This window comes from Mesorhizobium sp. ES1-4 (assembly GCF_020164745.1).
In the GTDB taxonomy this organism is placed as follows: domain Bacteria; phylum Pseudomonadota; class Alphaproteobacteria; order Rhizobiales; family Rhizobiaceae; genus Mesorhizobium.
Genome location: NZ_JAIUGV010000005.1, coordinates 38,419 through 55,402 on the forward strand (window position 1 = coordinate 38,419; position 16,984 = coordinate 55,402).

Here is a 16,984-nt window from a genome sequence, read left to right on the forward strand (position 1 = left end):
GGCTGACGCGCTTTGTCTTTGCTTTGATGCATGTCGTTGCCCCAAAACCGGGGCCACTTTTGGGCGACATGCATCAGAACGCCTGCCTGACCCACGCCTCGTCGAACAGCAGCCGGTAGGCCCACGGGATCGTGACATTGGTGGAAACCGGGTTGGAGCGGGCGAGGTAGTCGTCATAGACCGGCTTCATCCTGGCGTAGAAGGCAGGGTCGAGCACCATCATGCCGTTCTCCGAATCGTGCAAGAAGCTGCGGTTGTTGAGGTTGACCGAGGAGATGGCGACCAGCCTTTCGTCGATCATCATGATCTTGGAATGCAATACCACGTCAGGCGCCTTGAATTCGCGGATGTCGATGCGGTCGCCATATTTCTCGACGAACAGCTTGTTGAGCGCTGTGAGGAATTTGCCGCCGATATCACCCTTGAGGTCGATGCGGCCGACAATGTCGATCTTGACGCCGCGCGCCAGCGCGCGGTCGAAGGCCAGGGCGAGGCTCGGCGTCAGATTGAGGTAGGGATTGACGATCTGGATATGGTGCTGGGCGGCGTCGACCAGTTCGACGAAATAGGCCTCCAGCGCATGGTCATCCTCATAGGGCACCGAGATGAAATGCCGGGCATTGCCTCGGGGGCGCCCGCCGCGGACCGGTATGGAGAAGGGGCGGGCCAGGTTTGTGTCGGCGTCGCGCAACCATATCGTCGACAGATGCGCGGCGAGCGTCTCGACCGTCGCCTGGTCGGCGAACTCGATGTCGAAGTCGCTCCAGTTCGAATAGTAGTTCAGCGAAAAGCCGTCGGTCTTGCCGTATTGCTCGAGGTCCGGGTAACGCGACAGGTCGATCGGCTGATGGAACAGGAAGCCGTCATGGATGTTGCGGCCGCCGATGATGACGCGCGAGCGCGCGGGGTCCCGCGCCAGCGTCGCCAGCATCTTGACGTGATGGACCTTGTGCAGTTGTGAAAGCTGCTCGTCGATCGGCGCGCCATGGTCCGCTCGCCAGCGATATTCCTGCAGCTCGACATTGGGGAATTCAGCCGCCAGGCGGTGCAGCATGTCGTCGTCCTTGTCGCGCTCCAGCACGTCGGTGACCATGATGCGCACCTTGGTGCCAAGCGCCGCATGGTGACGGATCAGCCGTTCGATGACGCGCCCGGAAAAGTCCGCCTTGAACTCGAGCGAGGACAGGTAGATCAGCTTCAGCCTTGGCGCCTTCGAGAAATCGAGCGGCAGCTCCGGATCGCCCTTGTCTATTGCCGCATCGGACAGCGGCGCGCCCATCAGCGCCTCGACCTTGGCGTTGAAACCATCGCGCGACTTGCGCAGCAGCCTGGGCTCGCCGATCGGGATGGCGCAAGTCTGCGACAGCCAGCGGCCGGCGTAGAAGGCGCGCTGGAGTGCATCGAGGCCGGCGCCGTTGGGGACCGGGCAGCGCTGATATCGGCTGTCCAGGCTGGCGAGCGCCGGATCGGCGGTCTCTTCGCGCCGGATGATGAGCGACGCGCCGTTGGGCGCAAGCCTGGAGCGGATCCTTGCCGTGCAGCGGTTCAGGCTGTCGCCGGGGAACAGGCTGACCGTGTCGGCCTCGCCCGACAGGCGGAAGTGGAATGCCGCGCCGGCGGCAACGGTGCGTGAGGCTCCGGCGGCGCGAAGCGCCAACGCGCCGTCGCAACTGCCTTCGATGTCGGCCGGCTCCTCGCCGGCCTGGCGCACGACGATCTCGGTGCTGCGCGCCTGCAAGCCGGAGAAATCGAAAACCTTGGGTGCCGAGGGCCGCGCCGCGGCGTCGATGTAGAGCGTCTGCTGCGACACCCGCCAGCGGCCGTAGAAATGGCCGTCGCCAGTGCTCCCGCCGGTTGGCGGCAGATGTGCGTTGGCGACCGGTCCGGCCAGTTGCCGCAGCGTCGAATATATCGCCTGGAAATCGCGGTTCTGGACGTCGCGGCGGTTGCGTCCGAACGGACCGGTGCCGTTGGCCCGGTCCATGGCGCCGAGCTGATTGTGGGCAAGCAGCGCCAGGAACCGTCTTTCGTAGTCGCTGTCGCCGGCTTTGCCGAAGAACTGCGCCGCCGCGACCTGCTCCCCCGGTGTGCTGGCCGACAACGAGGGCCGCGCGCAGGCCTCCTGCCCCGCCAGGAGGTCGCAGGCATTGTGGCCCGCACCGGCACAACCGGCAAGCGCGGCCAGCCCGAACAGGGCGAGGACGAATGCCGTGCGGACCTTCACCCCGTCGCTCCGGGCTTCATGGCACTCAGCTGCGCCGGGTCGCGCGGCGGCATGATACCCTGCGGAAAAACCTTGCAGACAGGGATGGCGAAGGTGGCGATCAGCAGTTCCGCCTCGCTTCGCATCTTGCGCGGCGCCGTCTTGTCGTCGCGGATTGCCCGCGCCGAGGCGACAAGGGCGCCATCGCAGCCGCAATGGTCGCGGCGGGCGATGTAGCAGATGTCATGGGTTCGGCAAACGGCGTCGAGGCGGTCGACCGGCCGGGCCGACAGATCGCCGGTGCGGGTGCCGGGACCGCAATAATTGCCGATGACGAACGGCGAGGGGCGCGCCATGACGTAGCGGATCGGTTTGGGCAATTCGGCTTCCGGCACCCTGGTCCAAGGATTGGCGCATGCGGAGACAAGAAGCAGCGGCAGGATGGCAAGAACGGCTCGCATGTCTATCCGCGCCAGCTTTCTGAAAGATTTCCCCACCCGGCCACCTGTCATCATGGCCGACAGCCGCACGCCTGATGCCACACTGGCTGGTTTTGTGGCAAGGAAAAGGCGGCGTGCGAGGGACCTGGCCGCGTTTTGCGGTGACTCGCTTCTACACGAACAGGCTCCGCTCCCGCTCCACCGCCTTGGTGATGAAGCTGGCGACGATCTGGACGCGACGCAGCGGCCTGACCGATTCGTGATAGACCAGCCAGTAGGCGCGGCGGATTGGCGCGACCACGTCGACGGCCATTAGTTCCGGCATCGAGCGCGCGACGAAGGTGTGCAGGATGCCGATACCGGCGCCCGAGCGCACCGCTTCGGCCTGGCCGAGCGCCGAGGAGATGGCGAAGCTGGTGCGCCAGTCCGCGCTGAATTCCGCGGCATAGTCAAGCGAGGGACTGACGATCAGGTCCGGCACGTAGCCGATGAGAGTGTGCCGGCCTAGTTCGACCGCGGTCTTCGGCAGGCCATTGGCTTCGGCGTAAGCGCGCGACGCGAACAGGCCGAGCGAATAGTCGACCAGCTTTCCCGCGACCAGTCGCCCCTCGACCGGCCGTTCGACGGTGATCGCGATATCGGCCTCCCGCCGCGACAGCGAGAAGGAACGCGGCACCGGCACGAGCTGGATGGTGAGTTCGCGATGAAGGGCGGTGAGTTCGCCCAGCCGTTTGGCCAGGAAGGCGACGCCGAAGCCGTCGGGTGCGCCGATCCGCACCGTGCCGGATACGTCATCTCCTTCGCCCGATATGATCGAGCGGGCGGCGATCATGTCGCCCTCCATGCGCTCGGCGATATCGAGGAAGCGCTCGCCGGCCGGGGTGAGCTCGCTGCCGGTGGTCAGCCGGCGGAAGAGCTTTGTCCGCAGTGCTTCCTCGAGGCCCGCGATGCGGCGCGAGACGGTGGCATGGTTGAGCTCCAGCCGCCGCGCCGCGCCAAGGATCTGGCCGGCGCGCGCCACGGCGAGGAAGATGCGGACGTCATCCCAGTTCATGGCGCTTCCCCAACAGCGAACACACCCGTCATTTGCGAGATTTGATGCTCTTCCGTCAATCGTTATCTATTTTCCGCACAACGGTTGCGTTCTCCCTCGCGTTGCCTTCGCCGCCGCAAAGGCGGACAATGCGCCCATCACAAACAAAGGGAGAGAAACCATGATCGACTACGGTCATTTCATCGGCGGCAAGCGTGTCGCCGGCACCAGCGGCCGCAAGCAGGACGTCATGCAGCCGATGGACGGCTCCGTGCGCGGCACGGTGGCACTGGCGTCGCAGGCGGAACTGCGCGCCGCAGTCGAGAATGCCAAGGCGGCACAGCCCAAATGGGCCGCGACCAACCCGCAGCGCCGCGTGCGCGTGCTGATGAAATTCCTCGAACTGGTCGCCCGCGACTATGACGAACTGGCCGACATCCTGGCGCGCGAACATGGCAAGACCATCGCCGACGCCAAGGGAGATATCCAGCGCGGCCTCGAAGTGGTCGAGGTCTGCATCGGCGCGCCGCATATGATGAAGGGTGAGTTCACCGACGGCGCCGGCCCCGGCATCGACGTCTATTCGATGCGCCAGCCGCTCGGCGTCGTCGCCGGCATCACGCCGTTCAATTTTCCCGCGATGATCCCGCTGTGGAAGATCGCGCCGGCCATCGCCTGCGGCAATGCCTTCATCCTGAAGCCTTCGGAGCGTGATCCGGGCGTGCCGATGCGCATTGCCGAACTGTTCATCGAGGCCGGCCTGCCTGCCGGCATCCTCAACGTCGTCAACGGCGACAAGGATGTCGTCGACGCCATCCTCGACGATCCCGACATCAAGGCCATCGGCTTCGTCGGCTCGACGCCGATCGCTCATTACATCTATTCGCGCGGTACCGCGGCGGGCAAGCGCGTGCAGTGCTTCGGCGGCGCCAAGAACCACATGATCATCATGCCCGATGCCGACATGGACCAGACCGTCGACGCGCTGATCGGCGCCGGCTACGGCTCGGCCGGCGAGCGCTGCATGGCGATCTCGGTGGCGGTCCCCGTCGGCAACGACACCGCCAACCGGCTGATGGAAAAGCTGATTCCGCGCGTCGAGAGCCTGAAGGTCGGTCCATCGACGGATTCGGCCGCGGATTTCGGCCCGCTGGTGACGGCGCAGGCGCTGGAGCGCGTCAAGGGTTACGTCGACACCGGCGTCAAGGAAGGCGCCAAGCTCGTCGTCGACGGCCGCGGTTTCAAGATGCAGGGGTACGAGGACGGCTATTACATGGGCGGCTGCCTGTTCGACAATGTCACCGCGGACATGCGCATCTACAAGGAAGAAATCTTCGGGCCGGTGCTCTCGGTGGTGCGCGCGCCGACCTACGAGAACGCCATCAAGCTCGCCAACGACCATGAGATGGGCAATGGCGTTGCCATCTTTACCCGCGACGGCGACGCGGCGCGTGACTTTGCTAGCCGCGTCCAGGTCGGCATGGTCGGCGTCAACGTGCCGATCCCGGTGCCGATCGCCTATTACACGTTCGGCGGCTGGAAGGCGTCTTCCTTCGGCGACCTCAACCAGCATGGGCCGGACGCATTCCGCTTCTACACCAAGACCAAGACGGTGACCTCGCGCTGGCCGTCCGGCATCAAGGACGGCGCCGAGTTCGTCATCCCGACGATGAACTAGCCGGACGCTTCTCTCGTCTGCGCGTCCTCGCCTTCGGCTGCGGGCGCGCGGGCGGGCATCAAGGACGGCGCGGAGTTCGTCATCCCGACGATGAACTAGCCGGACGTTTTTCTTTCGTTTGCGCGTCCTCGCCTTCGGCCGCGGGGCGCGCTGGCCGGCATCAAGAATGGCGCAGAGTTCGTCATCCCGACGATGAACCAGCCGGACGAGAAGACACGGTTTTTACTCAAGGCCTAAGTCCCGGACTTAGGCCTTTTGTTTTGCAAACGCTAATGTGATGGAACCGGCGGGGCTCGCGGGACTTAGAGCTGAAATCCCGCCGTGGAGGAGGCACGGCAGACAACCAGGGCGCCGACTACGGGCCGGTGGCATCGCATGGTCGGGCGCAAGGAGGTGTCAGATGACACGACGTCTTTTGGCGACAACGGTGATTGCGGCGATGGCGATGTGCTTGGGCGCCGCTCAGGTAAATGCGGCCGGCCAATGCGCGGCACGCGCCGATATCGTGAAGGCGCTCGGCGAGAACTTCCACGAAAGCGAAGCCGGGCGTGGCTTGATCAATCCCAATGTGGTCCTCGAAGTGTTCGTTTCCGACCAAGGCAGCTGGACGGTTCTGGCTTCCGACACGAAGGGCCGGAGTTGCATCCTGTCGGTCGGCGAAGGCTGGGACAGCCCAACGATCAAGGCAGCCTTGCCGGCCGCCTGAGCTATTTGACCTGGCCGTCAGCGTGTGGCGGCCACCTCGGCATGGCCGCGCAGCAGCGCCATCAGTTTTTTGGCGTCCTTGGCGGCGCTTTCCTCGTCCCCGTCCAGGATCGAGCGGATCAACGCGACATGATGCTCGGCGGATTCCGCAAGCCCGGTGTCGGCCTTGTAGCGAAACCAGAAGCGGCGGCTGTGGGTCTGCAAGGGGGCGGCCAGCCGGGCGGCGAAGGGGTTGTCGGCGGCCAGCGCCAACGCCTCGTCGAGCGCCTTGTCGGCCTGTATGAAGGCGAGAACATTGCCTGATATCACCGCTTTCTGCATGGCAAGCGCCGCTTCGTGAAACAGGTCGGCGGCCTCGCGGGTGACGAAGCGGGCGGCCGAACGGGCGAGCACGACCTCCACGCCGCGCCGGGCGTCCAGCACGCGCAGCCAATCACCGGGATGCAGCGGCGCGATCGCGATGCCGGCACGCGGGCGGACATCGAGCAATCCCTCCCAGGCCAGCCGCTGGATCGCCTCGCGCACCGGCGTGCGACCGAGCGCCAGCCGCTCGATCAGGGAGCCCTCGGTGACAAAACTCGCCGGGGCCAGTTCGAGCGTCACGATCATGTGTTCGAGGACACGGTAAGCCTTTGTCGCCGCGGGCTCGGACACGGTGCTTGCTTCGATGGATATCAAAGGCGGTCTCCTGATATATCTAAAATATATCATAACGAATTCCGCATTGACAGCGGCTTTCCCAACAGATATACGGCTGATATATCAGATGGAGAGATAGCCATGTGGACCGGAGTTTTCCCCGCCGTCACGACCAAATTCACCGCCGACGACCGGCTCGATCATGCCGAGATGGAACGTTGCTTCAACCTGCAGATGGAGGCCGGCTGCGACGGCATCATCGTCTGCGGTTCGCTCGGCGAAGGACCGATGCTGTCGCCTGACGAGAAGATCGAGGTGCTGAAGACCGCGCAGAAGGTCGCCGGCAAGAAGCCGGTGCTGCTGACCGTAAACGAGGCCGGCACCCGCGAGGCGGCAAGCATCGCCAGGCGCGCCGCCAAGGAAGGCGCCAACGGCCTGATGGTGGTGCCAAGCCCGATCTACCACACCAACGCGGAAGAGACGGTGGCGGCGTTGCGCGCCGTGGCCGAGGCCGGCGACCTGCCCGTGATGATCTACTCCAACCGGCTCGCCTATCGCGTCGACGTCACCGTCGACCAGATGGAGGAGCTTGCGTCGGACACGCGGTTCGTCGCCATCAAGGAATCTTCCGACGACATCCGCCGCTCGACCGAGATCATCAATCGTCTGGGCAGTCGCTACGATCTGTTCACCGGCGTCGACAATCTCGCCTTCGAGGCGCTGTCGGTGGGCGCCATCGGCTGGGTGGCCGGCCTGGTCACCGCCTTCCCGCGCGAGACCGTCGCCATCTACCAGCTGATGAAGCAGGGCCGCCGCGACGAGGCGCTCGCCATCTACCGCTGGTTCCGGCCCTTGCTCGATCTCGATGTCTCGACCTATCTGGTGCAGAACATCAAGCTTGCCGAAGTGTTCGCCATCGACACCAACGACCGCGTCCGCATGCCGCGCATGCCGCTGTCGGGAGAACGCCGCAAGGCGGTCGAGAAGATCGTCAAGGATGCGCTGGCGGTACGGCCGACGCTGCCGCGGTTCTGAGGAGAAGATGCCGGTAGCCAGGTGAGGGGCAGCGCCTACGTGACAGGACATTCCAGGTCGACTGCAGGGGAGCGCCGCCCCTCATCCGCCCATCGCGCACCTTCTCCCCGCGAACGGGGAGAAGGTGAAGACATCGCCATCGTCGGCGGCGGCATCATCGGCATCTGCGCGGCGGCCTTCCTTGCCGAGGCCGGGCTTGACGTCACGGTCTTCGACCGGACGGGCGTCTGCGAGGAGACGAGCTCCGGCAACGCCGCCGCCTTCGCCTTCTCCGATGTGCTGCCATTGGCGCACAAGGGCATGATCCGGCAGCTGCCAAAATGGCTCGCCGATCCGCTCGGTCCGCTCAGCATCCCGCCGGCCTACCTGCCGAAGCTGCTGCCTTGGCTGATCCGGTTCTGGCGCGCCGGCGAAATACGAGGCGAGCCTGGCGGCGCAGGCCGGCATGATGAAGCTTGCCGAGGCCCAATGGATGGGGCTGCTCGATCGTTCCGGAACACGGCCGATGCTGCGCGAGGACGGCTCGCTCGAACTCTACGAGAGCGAAGCGGAATTCCGCGCCTCGCTGTCCGGCTGGGCGGCGCGCGAGCGTTTCGGCATCGGCTTCCGTCATATCGAGGGCGAGGACCTGGCGGGCTTGCAGCCCGGGCTGTCACCGCGTTTCGTCAAGGGCACCTTCGTACCGGGATGGAAGACGGTCGCCGATCCAAAACTGCTCGGCAAGGCAGTATGGGCTTACGCGCAGTCCAAGGGCGCCCGCTTCGAGATGGCCCGCATAGACCGCGTCGCCGCGGATCAGGATGGCGCCGTGCTGACGCTGGCCGACGGCACTACGAGGCAAGCCGGGCGCCTTGTCGTCGCGGCCGGCGCCTGGTCGCACCTCCTGGCGCGGCAGCTCGGCGATCGCATTCCGCTGGAAACCGAACGCGGCTACAACACCACATTGCCCAGCAGTGCCTTCGACGTGAAGCGACAGCTGATCTTCTCCGGCCACGGCTTCGTCATCACGCCGCTCGATACGGGCCTGCGCGTTGGCGGTGCCGTCGAACTCGGTGGCATCGAGCGGCCGCCCAACTTCAACAGGTCGAAAGCGCTGCTGCGGAAGGCGCGACAGTTCCTGCCGGGGCTCGACGCTTCGGGCGGGCGCGAATGGATGGGGTTCCGGCCCTCGCTGCCGGACTCGGTGCCTGTCATCGGCAAGGCGCCGGGAGCCCCGTCGGTGGTGTATGCCTTCGGCCACGGCCATCTCGGCCTGACCCAGGCGGCGGCGACCGGGCGGTTGATCCGCGAACTCGTCCTGGGGCAGGATGCGTCTGTTGATCTGGCCCCTTTCAGCCCACAACGGTTTTGATCTTCGAGGAGCGACATGGCCAAGAAATCCTTCTTCTGCATCGACGGCCACACCTGCGGCAACCCGGTGCGGCTGGTCGCCGGCGGCGGGCCGCTGCTGCACGGCTCGACGATGATGGAACGGCGCGCGCATTTCCTCGCCGAATATGACTGGATCCGCACGGGCCTGATGTTCGAGCCGCGCGGCCACGACGTGATGTCGGGCTCGATCCTCTATCCGCCGACACGCGAGGATTGCGACATCGCCATCCTGTTCATCGAGACTTCCGGTTGCCTGCCCATGTGCGGCCACGGCACCATCGGCACGGTGACGATGGCCATCGAGCACGGGCTGATCAAGCCGAGGACGCCGGGCGTGCTGCGGCTCGACACGCCGGCGGGCCTGGTCATCGCCGAATACAAACACGTCGGCGAGTATGTCGAGGAGGTGCGCATCACCAATGTGCCGTCCTTCCTTTATGCCGAAGGCCTGACGGTGGAATGTCCCGGACTCGGCGAGATTACCGTCGATGTCGCCTATGGCGGCAATTTCTACGCCATCGTCGAACCGCAGGCGAACTATCGCGACATGGCCGATCATTCGGCCGGCGATCTCATCGCCTGGAGCCCCGTGGTGCGGCAGCGCCTCAATGAGAAATATTCCTTCGTGCATCCGGAGAATCCCGGCATCAACCGCCTCTCCCATATGCTGTGGACCGGCAAGCCCACCGTGGACGGGGCCGACGCCCGCAATGCCGTCTTCTACGGTGACAAGGCGATCGACCGTTCGCCTTGCGGCACCGGCACATCGGCGCGCATGGCGCAGCTTCATGCCAAGGGCAAGCTCGGCGAAGGCGACGCCTTCGTCCATGAATCGATCATCGGTTCGCTGTTCAAGGGCAAGGTCGAAAAGGAGGTAACAGTGGCTGGTAAGCCGGCAATCATCCCATCGATCGGCGGCTGGGCGAGAATGACCGGACTGAACACGATCTTCATCGACGACCGCGATCCGTTCGCACATGGTTTCGTGGTCAAGTAGGAGAATCTTGAGCTCGCGGAAAGGAGGGCGACGAAAAAGCGAACCGTGTCAGCAACGCAACGATTCTTCTCATCACCTAATTTTGACGGTGGTTTCTTCGAAACGGAGCGCATGATGCGGCTCAATCGTCAAAGACATTGCGTTATGCCAATGATAGGGTCCGCGATAGTCCAGGGGCGGGTGCGAAAAACGGGCGATCGGGAAGACGTGACTTGCAAACACGCGGAGCGGTCAAAAAAATCACGTTGCAATCCGGGCTCGAAACTTTACGACTAGGGGAAATACGAAAAGGAATGCGTCTGCATGGGCGACATTCCAGGGGAGCCATGTACACATGCAGTACTTTGTCCAGCAGCTTATCAATGGGCTGACGCTGGGATCGATCTATGGGTTGATCGCGATCGGCTACACGATGGTCTACGGCATCATCGGCATGATCAATTTCGCCCATGGCGACATCTTCATGGTGGGCGCTTTCACGGCGCTGATCGTCTTCCTCATCCTCGGCGCGCTGTTTTATTCGGTGCCCGTGGTCATCGCGCTGCTGGTCATGATGATCGTGGCGATGCTGCTCACCAGCCTCTACAACTGGACGATCGAGAAAGTGGCCTACCGGCCGCTGCGTGGTTCGTTCCGGCTGGCGCCGCTGATCACCGCCATCGGCATGTCGATCGCGCTGTCGAACTTCGTCCAGGTGACCCAGGGTCCGCGCAACAAGCCGATCCCGCCGATGGTCAGCCAGGTCTACAACATCAATGGCGTCAGCGTGTCGCTGAAGCAGATCATCATCGTCGTCGTCACAGCCCTGCTGTTGGCGTTGTTCTGGTACCTGGTCAACAAGACATCGCTTGGCCGGGCGCAACGCGCCTGCGAGCAGGACCGCAAGATGGCCGCACTGCTCGGCATCGACGTCGACCGCACCATCTCGATCACCTTCATCATGGGTGCGGCCCTTGCCGCCGTCGCCGGCACGCTGTTCCTGATGTATTACGGCGTCATCGCCTTCTCGGACGGCTTCGTACCAGGCGTGAAAGCCTTCACCGCCGCGGTGCTTGGCGGCATCGGCTCGCTTCCGGGCGCCGTGCTCGGCGGGCTGCTGATCGGCTTCATCGAGAGCATGTGGTCGGCCTATTTCTCGATCGACTACAAGGACGTCGCCGCCTTCTCCATCCTGGCGATCGTCCTGATCTTCCTGCCTTCCGGCATATTGGGCCGGCCAGAAGTCGAAAAGGTCTGAGACCATGGCCGTGACCGTTTCTCCAGAGCGCGACATTGTCGCCAGCCCCGTGCAGCGCGCGCTGCGCGAGGGCTTCTATGCCGGCGCCATCGCGCTTGGCCTGTTCGTGCTGTTCATCGGCCTCAAGACCGACCAGAACATTTCCAACGAACTGGTCCTCGTGCAGCGCTGGGGCCTGCTTGCCGCGGTGGTGATCGCCACCGCCGTCGGACGCTTCCTTTACGTTGCCTATGGCCAACCCTTCATTGCCAACCAGAAAATCACCGACGCGGCCACCGGCCTGTTGCCGGCCAGCGTGGCATCGCGCTTCTTCCAACTGCCCTGGTTCATCGGGGCAATCGTCGCCGCGGTGCTGTTGTTCGTGTTCAACGGCTCGCTTGAAGGATGGGTGGGCGCGGCGCCGGCAGGCTATCTGCAATTCCTGCGCGCCCTGGCGGTCATCTATGCGCTGGCCTGTGTGATCTATTATTACCGCGGCTTCATCCACGCCAACTTCACCAAGCTCGGCATTGCCGCCCTGGTGTTGTATCCGATCATCGTCGTCGTCGTGCTGTCACTGATGTCGTGGTCGTTCGTCGGCGGCCTGCAAGGGTCGCTGAAATGGGTCGACAATTTCGGCATCCAGATCCTGATCTATGTGATGCTGGCCTGGGGCCTCAACATCGTCGTCGGCCTCGCCGGCCTGCTCGACCTCGGTTACGTCGCCTTCTACGCGGTCGGCGCCTATGCCTATGCGCTGCTCGGCACGCATTTCGGGCTGTCGTTCTGGATCCTGCTGCCGGCGGCCGGCGCCATGGCCGCGTTCTGGGGCGTGCTGCTCGGCTTTCCGGTGCTGCGCCTGCGCGGCGACTATCTGGCGATCGTGACGCTCGCCTTCGGCGAGATCATCCGCCTGGTGATCATCAACTGGCGCGACGTGACCAACGGCTCGGCCGGCATTTCCGGCATCCCGAAGGTCACGTTCTTCGGCCTGATGAGCTTCAACGTCTCGGATCCGAATTACATCGGCAAGGTGCTGCACATCGCCACCTCGAGCGCCTACTACAAGATCTTCCTCTATTACCTGATCCTGGGGCTTTGCATGCTCACCGCCTTCGTCACCATCAGGTTGAGGCGCATGCCGGTCGGTCGTGCCTGGGAAGCGCTGCGCGAGGACGAGATCGCCTGCCGCTCGCTCGGCATCAACACCACCACGACCAAGCTCACCGCCTTTGCCACCGGCGCCATGTTCGGCGGTTTCGCCGGCTCCTTCTTCGCCGCCCGGCAAGGGTTTGTCAGCCCGGAATCCTTCGTCTTCCTGGAATCGGCCATTATCCTGGCCATCGTCGTGCTTGGCGGCATGGGATCGCTGGTCGGCATCGCCGTTGCCGCGATGGTGATGATCGGCGGCACCGAGGCGCTGCGCGAGCTCGACTTCCTCAAGCAGGTCTTCGGGCCCGATTTCACACCGGAACTCTACCGCATGCTTCTGTTCGGCATCGCGATGGTCGTCGTCATGCTGTGGAAGCCGCGCGGCTTTGTCGGCAGTCGTGAACCAACCGCCTTCCTCAAGGAGCGAAGGGCTGTCTCAAGCTCCTTCACCAAGGAGGGGCACGGCTGATGAATGCGAATCCGCAAATGAACGATGCCATCCTGCAGGTCGATCATCTGTCGATGAAGTTCGGCGGCCTGGTCGCCATCGGCGACCTCTCCTTCGCCGCCAGGCGCGGCGAGATCACCGCGCTGATCGGCCCCAACGGGGCCGGCAAGACCACCGTGTTCAACTGCATCACCGGCTTCTACAAGCCGTCGGAAGGCATGATCACGCTCAACCGGGCCGACGGCTCCAGCTACCTGCTGGAAAGGCTGCCCAACCATGAGATCCCGGCGCGCGCCAAGGTGGCGCGGACCTTCCAGAACATCCGCCTGTTCTCGGGCATGACGCTGCTGGAAAACCTGCTCGTCGCCCAGCACAACAAGCTGATGAAGGCATCCGGCTATACGATCCTGGGCCTGTTCGGCTTCAGCGGCTACCGCAAGGCCTCGGCCGAATCGGTGGAGCTTGCCAGGCACTGGCTGGAAAAGGCCGATCTCGTCGATCGTGCCGATGATCCGGCCGGCGACTTGCCCTACGGCGCGCAGCGGCGGCTCGAGATCGCGCGCGCCATGTGCACCGGTCCTGAGCTTCTGTGCCTCGACGAACCGGCGGCCGGGCTCAACCCGAAGGAATCGGCCGCGCTCAACGAACTGCTGATGGGAATCAAGCATACGACCGGCACCTCGATCCTCTTGATCGAGCACGACATGTCGGTGGTCATGCAGATTTCCGACCACGTCGTGGTGCTGGAATATGGCCGCAAGATCTCCGATGGAAATCCACAGTCGGTGCGCACCGACCCGCGCGTCATCGCCGCCTATCTCGGCGTCGACGACGAGGAGGTCGAGACCGTGCTCACCGAAGTCGGCGACGAGGACGTCATCGAACAGCTCGATACCGGGCCGGACGCAGCACACGGCCCGAGGAATTCCGCCTCGATGATGGCGGGGCCGGTTTCCGATAGTGTCGAGCACGCCGACGAGGGCGAGCGAGTCACGGTATCGAAGGGCGCCTCGAAAGCCGCTCAGGTCGACGCGCGCGCGGCGTCCGTGGCCGGCAAGCCTGTCGCGCCGCCTGCCAAGTCCGCCAAGCCGGCCGCCAAGGCAAGCGCCGCCAAGAAGCCGGCCGCCAGAGCGCCTGCCGCCAAGGCCGAAGGCGTTTCGAACCGCCTCGCCGCTCCCCGGGGCGGCAAGGCCGACAATCTGACCCGCATCAAGGGCATCGGTACGGTCAACGAGAAGAAGCTCAACGAACACGGCATCTTCCACTTCGACCAGATCGGCGCCTGGAAGAAGGCCGACGTCGAAGCGGTCGAGGCCTATCTCGCCTTTGACGGACGCATCGCGCGCGAGGAATGGGTGAAGCAGGCGAAGCTGCTCGGCCAGGGCAAGGACACGGAGTTCTCGCGCCGCGTCGATGCGGGCAAGGTGGCGACCAGCCATGTCTCCGGCAAGGCCGCAAGCACAGGCAAGCCCGCTCAGGGCAAGCGTGGAGGGGGCAAGTGATGGCCGCGACAACGCTGCTCGATATCAAGGGCGTGGAGACCTATTACGGCAACATCCGTGCCCTGAATGGCGTCAACGTCAGCGTCAAGCAAGGTGAGATCGTGGCGCTGATCGGCGCCAACGGCGCCGGCAAGTCGACGCTGATGATGACCATCTTCGGGGCCCCACGCGCCCGCACAGGCACCATCGCATTCGCCGGGACCGACATCACCCAGTTGCCGACGCACGAAATCGCACGCATGCGGATTGCGCAGTCACCCGAGGGCCGGCGCATCTTCCCGCGCATGACGGTGATGGAAAACCTGCAGATGGGCGCCAGCCTCGACAACCTCAAATACTATGGCGAGGATGTCGAGAAGGTGTTCACGCTGTTCCCCAGGCTGAAGGAGCGCATCGCCCAGCGTGGCGGTACGTTGTCGGGCGGCGAGCAGCAGATGCTGTCGATCGGACGCGCCTTGATGGCGAGGCCGAAACTGCTTCTGCTCGACGAGCCGTCGCTGGGTCTGGCGCCGCTGATCGTCAAGCAGATCTTCGACGCCATCCGCGAATTGAACCGCACCCAGGGGCTGACCGTGTTCCTGGTCGAGCAGAACGCGTTCGGCGCGCTCAAGCTCGCCACGCGCGGCTATGTCATGGTCAACGGCAATGTGACGATGAGCGGCACCGGCAAGGAGTTGCTCGCCAATCCGGAAGTGCGCGCCGCCTATCTCGAAGGCGGACATCACTGATCTCAGGAGTCTTCACCATGCAAGGCATTCTCTACGAGGAACCGTCGATCTGGCAGTTCTTCTTCGTCACCTGCCTGCTCGGCGGCTGGGCGGCCTGGATGACCGGCAAGGCCAGCGCCCAGACCTGGCGCAGCTTCGTCCACCTGTTTGCCTATCTGCTCGGGCTCGGCATCGGCATCCGCTTCATCCATCATGCGCTGTTCAACGGCACGATGTTCTCGCTGCATTACTATGTCGTCGACACAATCGTGCTGATGATACTGGGCTTTGTCGGCTATCAATACACACGAACCAACCAGATGGTCACACAATATAATTGGCTCTATGAAAGAGCTTCAATCTTGAGCTGGAAACCGAAAGGTTGAGGTTCATCATTAACGCCGCGTCAGGGATGAATCGGCGTGACAAGTGCCTGAAAATCGGCAAACTATGCTTTCTGCGATAAGGGTGGGCATCGCATGAAAGCTTCATTCACGCCCACTCCGTTAATGGGAGCGTTTAAATGAAAAAGTCACTTTTGTCCGCCGTGGCCCTGACCGCGCTCGTCGCGTTCAGCGGCAACGCGTGGGCTGATGTATTGTTCGGCGTCGCCGGTCCGATCACCGGCCCGAACGCGGCCTTCGGCGCACAGCTGCAGAAGGGCGCCGAGGCAGCCGTTGCCGCTATCAATGCCAAGGGCGGCATAAACGGCGAACAGATCAAGCTCGAAGTCGGCGACGACGTCTCCGATCCGAAGCAGGGCATCTCGGTTGCCAACAAGTTCGTCGGCGATGGCGTCAAGTTCGTGATCGGCCACTTCAACTCGGGCGTGTCGATCCCGGCCTCGGAAGTCTACGCCGAAAACAACATCGTCGAAATCACGCCGGCCGCGACCAATCCGAAGTTCACCGAGCGCGGCCTGTGGAACGTGTTCCGTACCTGCGGACGCGACGACCAGCAGGGCGCCATCGCCGGCGCATACATCGCGGCGAATTTCAAGGATGCCAAGGTTGCGGTCATCCATGACAAGACCCCTTATGGCCAGGGCCTCGCCGACGAAACCAAGAAGGCGATGAATGCCGCCGGCGTCACGGAAGTGATGTATGAAGGCGTCAATGTCGGCGACAAGGACTTCTCGGCGCTGATCGCCAAGATGAAGGAAGCCGGCGTCACCTTGATCTACTGGGGTGGCCTGCACACCGAAGCCGGCCTCATCATCCGCCAGTCGGCGGATCAGGGCCTCAAGGCAACGCTGATGTCGGGTGACGGCATCGTGACGGACGAACTCGCCGCGATCGCGGGTGACGCCGTCGCCGGCACACTCAACACGTTCGGCCCCGACCCGCGCCTGATCCCGGCCAACAAGGAACTCGTCGAGAAGTTCCGCGCGCAGGGCTTCGAGCCGGAAGCCTACACGCTCTACGCCTATGCCGCCGTGCAGGTGGTCGCCGAGGCGGCCGCCGCCGCCAAGACGAACGATCCGCAGGCCGTCGCCAAGGCGATGCATGAAAACGGCCCGTTCCCGACCGTTCTGGGCGACCTTGCCTATGACGCCAAGGGCGACCCGAAGCTGCCGGGCTACATCATGTACGAGTGGAAGAAGAAGGACGACGGAAAGTATTCCTGGTTCCCGAAATAAGCTGCTCGGACCATTTCGAGACCACGATGCCCGGCGCTCGCGCCGGGCATTTTTTTGCGCCGGCATGCTCCCGGATGGATCGCGAGGGCTGCGGCATGGCCGAGCTTTGACAGCGATCGATACCATTTGAGGAAGGCTTGATGCCATTGCGGCCGGCACCGTTTCACGCTTTCCCCAATTGGTTTAGCCGCGAAACGATCATGTCTTGAACGGTGGCAC

13 protein-coding genes and 2 pseudogenes are annotated in these 16,984 nt (G+C 63.9%); 11 read left to right on the forward strand and 4 right to left on the reverse strand.

Translation table 11 applies throughout. From position 1 onward, the window contains the following. Nucleotides 1-73: 73 nt before the first annotated feature. The 3 genes from LB556_RS10720 to LB556_RS10730 form a co-directional block, all read right to left on the reverse strand. Complete coding sequence (locus LB556_RS10720) at nucleotides 74-2,224, reverse strand: phospholipase D-like domain-containing protein (protein WP_224566812.1); 2,151 nt, start codon at nucleotides 2,222-2,224, stop codon at nucleotides 74-76. After that, the gene (locus tag LB556_RS10725) at nucleotides 2,221-2,664 is read right to left on the reverse strand and encodes a hypothetical protein (protein ID WP_224566814.1); all 444 of its coding nucleotides are present in this window, start codon (nucleotides 2,662-2,664) and stop codon (nucleotides 2,221-2,223) included. Before LB556_RS10725 ends, LB556_RS10720 begins: the two co-directional genes overlap by 4 nt. A 151-nt stretch (nucleotides 2,665-2,815) precedes the next feature. Continuing rightward, nucleotides 2,816-3,697 carry a LysR family transcriptional regulator gene (locus tag LB556_RS10730; protein WP_224566816.1) on the reverse strand — a complete coding sequence of 294 codons (882 nt, stop codon included), beginning with the start codon at nucleotides 3,695-3,697 and terminating at the stop codon, nucleotides 2,816-2,818. Between the two features lie 160 nt (nucleotides 3,698-3,857). On the opposite strand from LB556_RS10730, the gene LB556_RS10735 reads away from it, so the two are divergent. Together LB556_RS10735 and LB556_RS10740 are read left to right on the forward strand one after the other, a co-directional pair. After that, a complete protein-coding gene (locus tag LB556_RS10735; RefSeq protein WP_224566817.1) occupies nucleotides 3,858-5,354 on the forward strand; it encodes a CoA-acylating methylmalonate-semialdehyde dehydrogenase in 1,497 nt (498 codons plus the stop codon). Between the two features lie 400 nt (nucleotides 5,355-5,754). Next, the gene (locus LB556_RS10740) at nucleotides 5,755-6,060 is read left to right on the forward strand and encodes a hypothetical protein (RefSeq protein WP_224566819.1); all 306 of its coding nucleotides are present in this window, start codon (nucleotides 5,755-5,757) and stop codon (nucleotides 6,058-6,060) included. 17 nt (nucleotides 6,061-6,077) lie between these two features. Here LB556_RS10740 and LB556_RS10745 read toward each other — a convergent pair whose 3' ends face one another. Then, complete coding sequence (locus LB556_RS10745) at nucleotides 6,078-6,770, reverse strand: GntR family transcriptional regulator (protein ID WP_224566821.1); 693 nt, start codon at nucleotides 6,768-6,770, stop codon at nucleotides 6,078-6,080. Between the two features lie 69 nt (nucleotides 6,771-6,839). Between LB556_RS10745 and LB556_RS10750 the strand changes: the two genes are divergently transcribed. The 9 genes and pseudogenes from LB556_RS10750 to LB556_RS10790 all read left to right on the forward strand — a co-directional run bounded on the left by LB556_RS10750 (nucleotide 6,840) and on the right by LB556_RS10790 (nucleotide 16,765). After that, nucleotides 6,840-7,733: a dihydrodipicolinate synthase family protein gene (locus tag LB556_RS10750; protein ID WP_224566823.1), complete on the forward strand. Its 894-nt coding sequence runs from the start codon at nucleotides 6,840-6,842 to the stop codon at nucleotides 7,731-7,733. Nucleotides 7,734-7,865: 132 nt separating this feature from the next. After that, nucleotides 7,866-9,084, forward strand: a pseudogene (locus tag LB556_RS10755) (NAD(P)/FAD-dependent oxidoreductase). Nucleotides 9,085-9,099: 15 nt separating this feature from the next. Next, complete coding sequence (locus LB556_RS10760) at nucleotides 9,100-10,101, forward strand: 4-hydroxyproline epimerase (protein ID WP_224566826.1); 1,002 nt, start codon at nucleotides 9,100-9,102, stop codon at nucleotides 10,099-10,101. A 334-nt stretch (nucleotides 10,102-10,435) separates the two neighbouring features. Next, nucleotides 10,436-11,338 carry a branched-chain amino acid ABC transporter permease gene (locus LB556_RS10765; RefSeq protein WP_224566827.1) on the forward strand — a complete coding sequence of 301 codons (903 nt, stop codon included), beginning with the start codon at nucleotides 10,436-10,438 and terminating at the stop codon, nucleotides 11,336-11,338. 88 nt (nucleotides 11,339-11,426) lie between these two features. Next, nucleotides 11,427-12,938, forward strand: a pseudogene (gene livM / locus LB556_RS10770) (high-affinity branched-chain amino acid ABC transporter permease LivM); the annotation flags it as partial. Further along, on the forward strand, nucleotides 12,938-14,419 hold the full coding sequence (locus tag LB556_RS10775; RefSeq protein ID WP_224566831.1) for an ATP-binding cassette domain-containing protein: 1,482 nt from the start codon (nucleotides 12,938-12,940) through the stop codon (nucleotides 14,417-14,419). The pseudogene livM and the gene LB556_RS10775, both read left to right, overlap by 1 nt. Continuing rightward, nucleotides 14,419-15,147, forward strand: a complete 729-nt coding sequence (locus LB556_RS10780) for an ABC transporter ATP-binding protein (protein ID WP_224567499.1) — start codon at nucleotides 14,419-14,421, stop codon at nucleotides 15,145-15,147. Before LB556_RS10775 ends, LB556_RS10780 begins: the two co-directional genes overlap by 1 nt. Nucleotides 15,148-15,164: 17 nt before the next feature. Then, the gene (locus tag LB556_RS10785) at nucleotides 15,165-15,512 is read left to right on the forward strand and encodes a DUF6867 family protein (RefSeq protein WP_224566833.1); all 348 of its coding nucleotides are present in this window, start codon (nucleotides 15,165-15,167) and stop codon (nucleotides 15,510-15,512) included. Between the two features lie 137 nt (nucleotides 15,513-15,649). Further along, entirely contained in the window at nucleotides 15,650-16,765 is a 1,116-nt protein-coding gene (locus LB556_RS10790) for a branched-chain amino acid ABC transporter substrate-binding protein (protein WP_224566835.1), read from the forward strand. The last annotated feature ends 219 nt before the right edge of the window (nucleotides 16,766-16,984 follow it).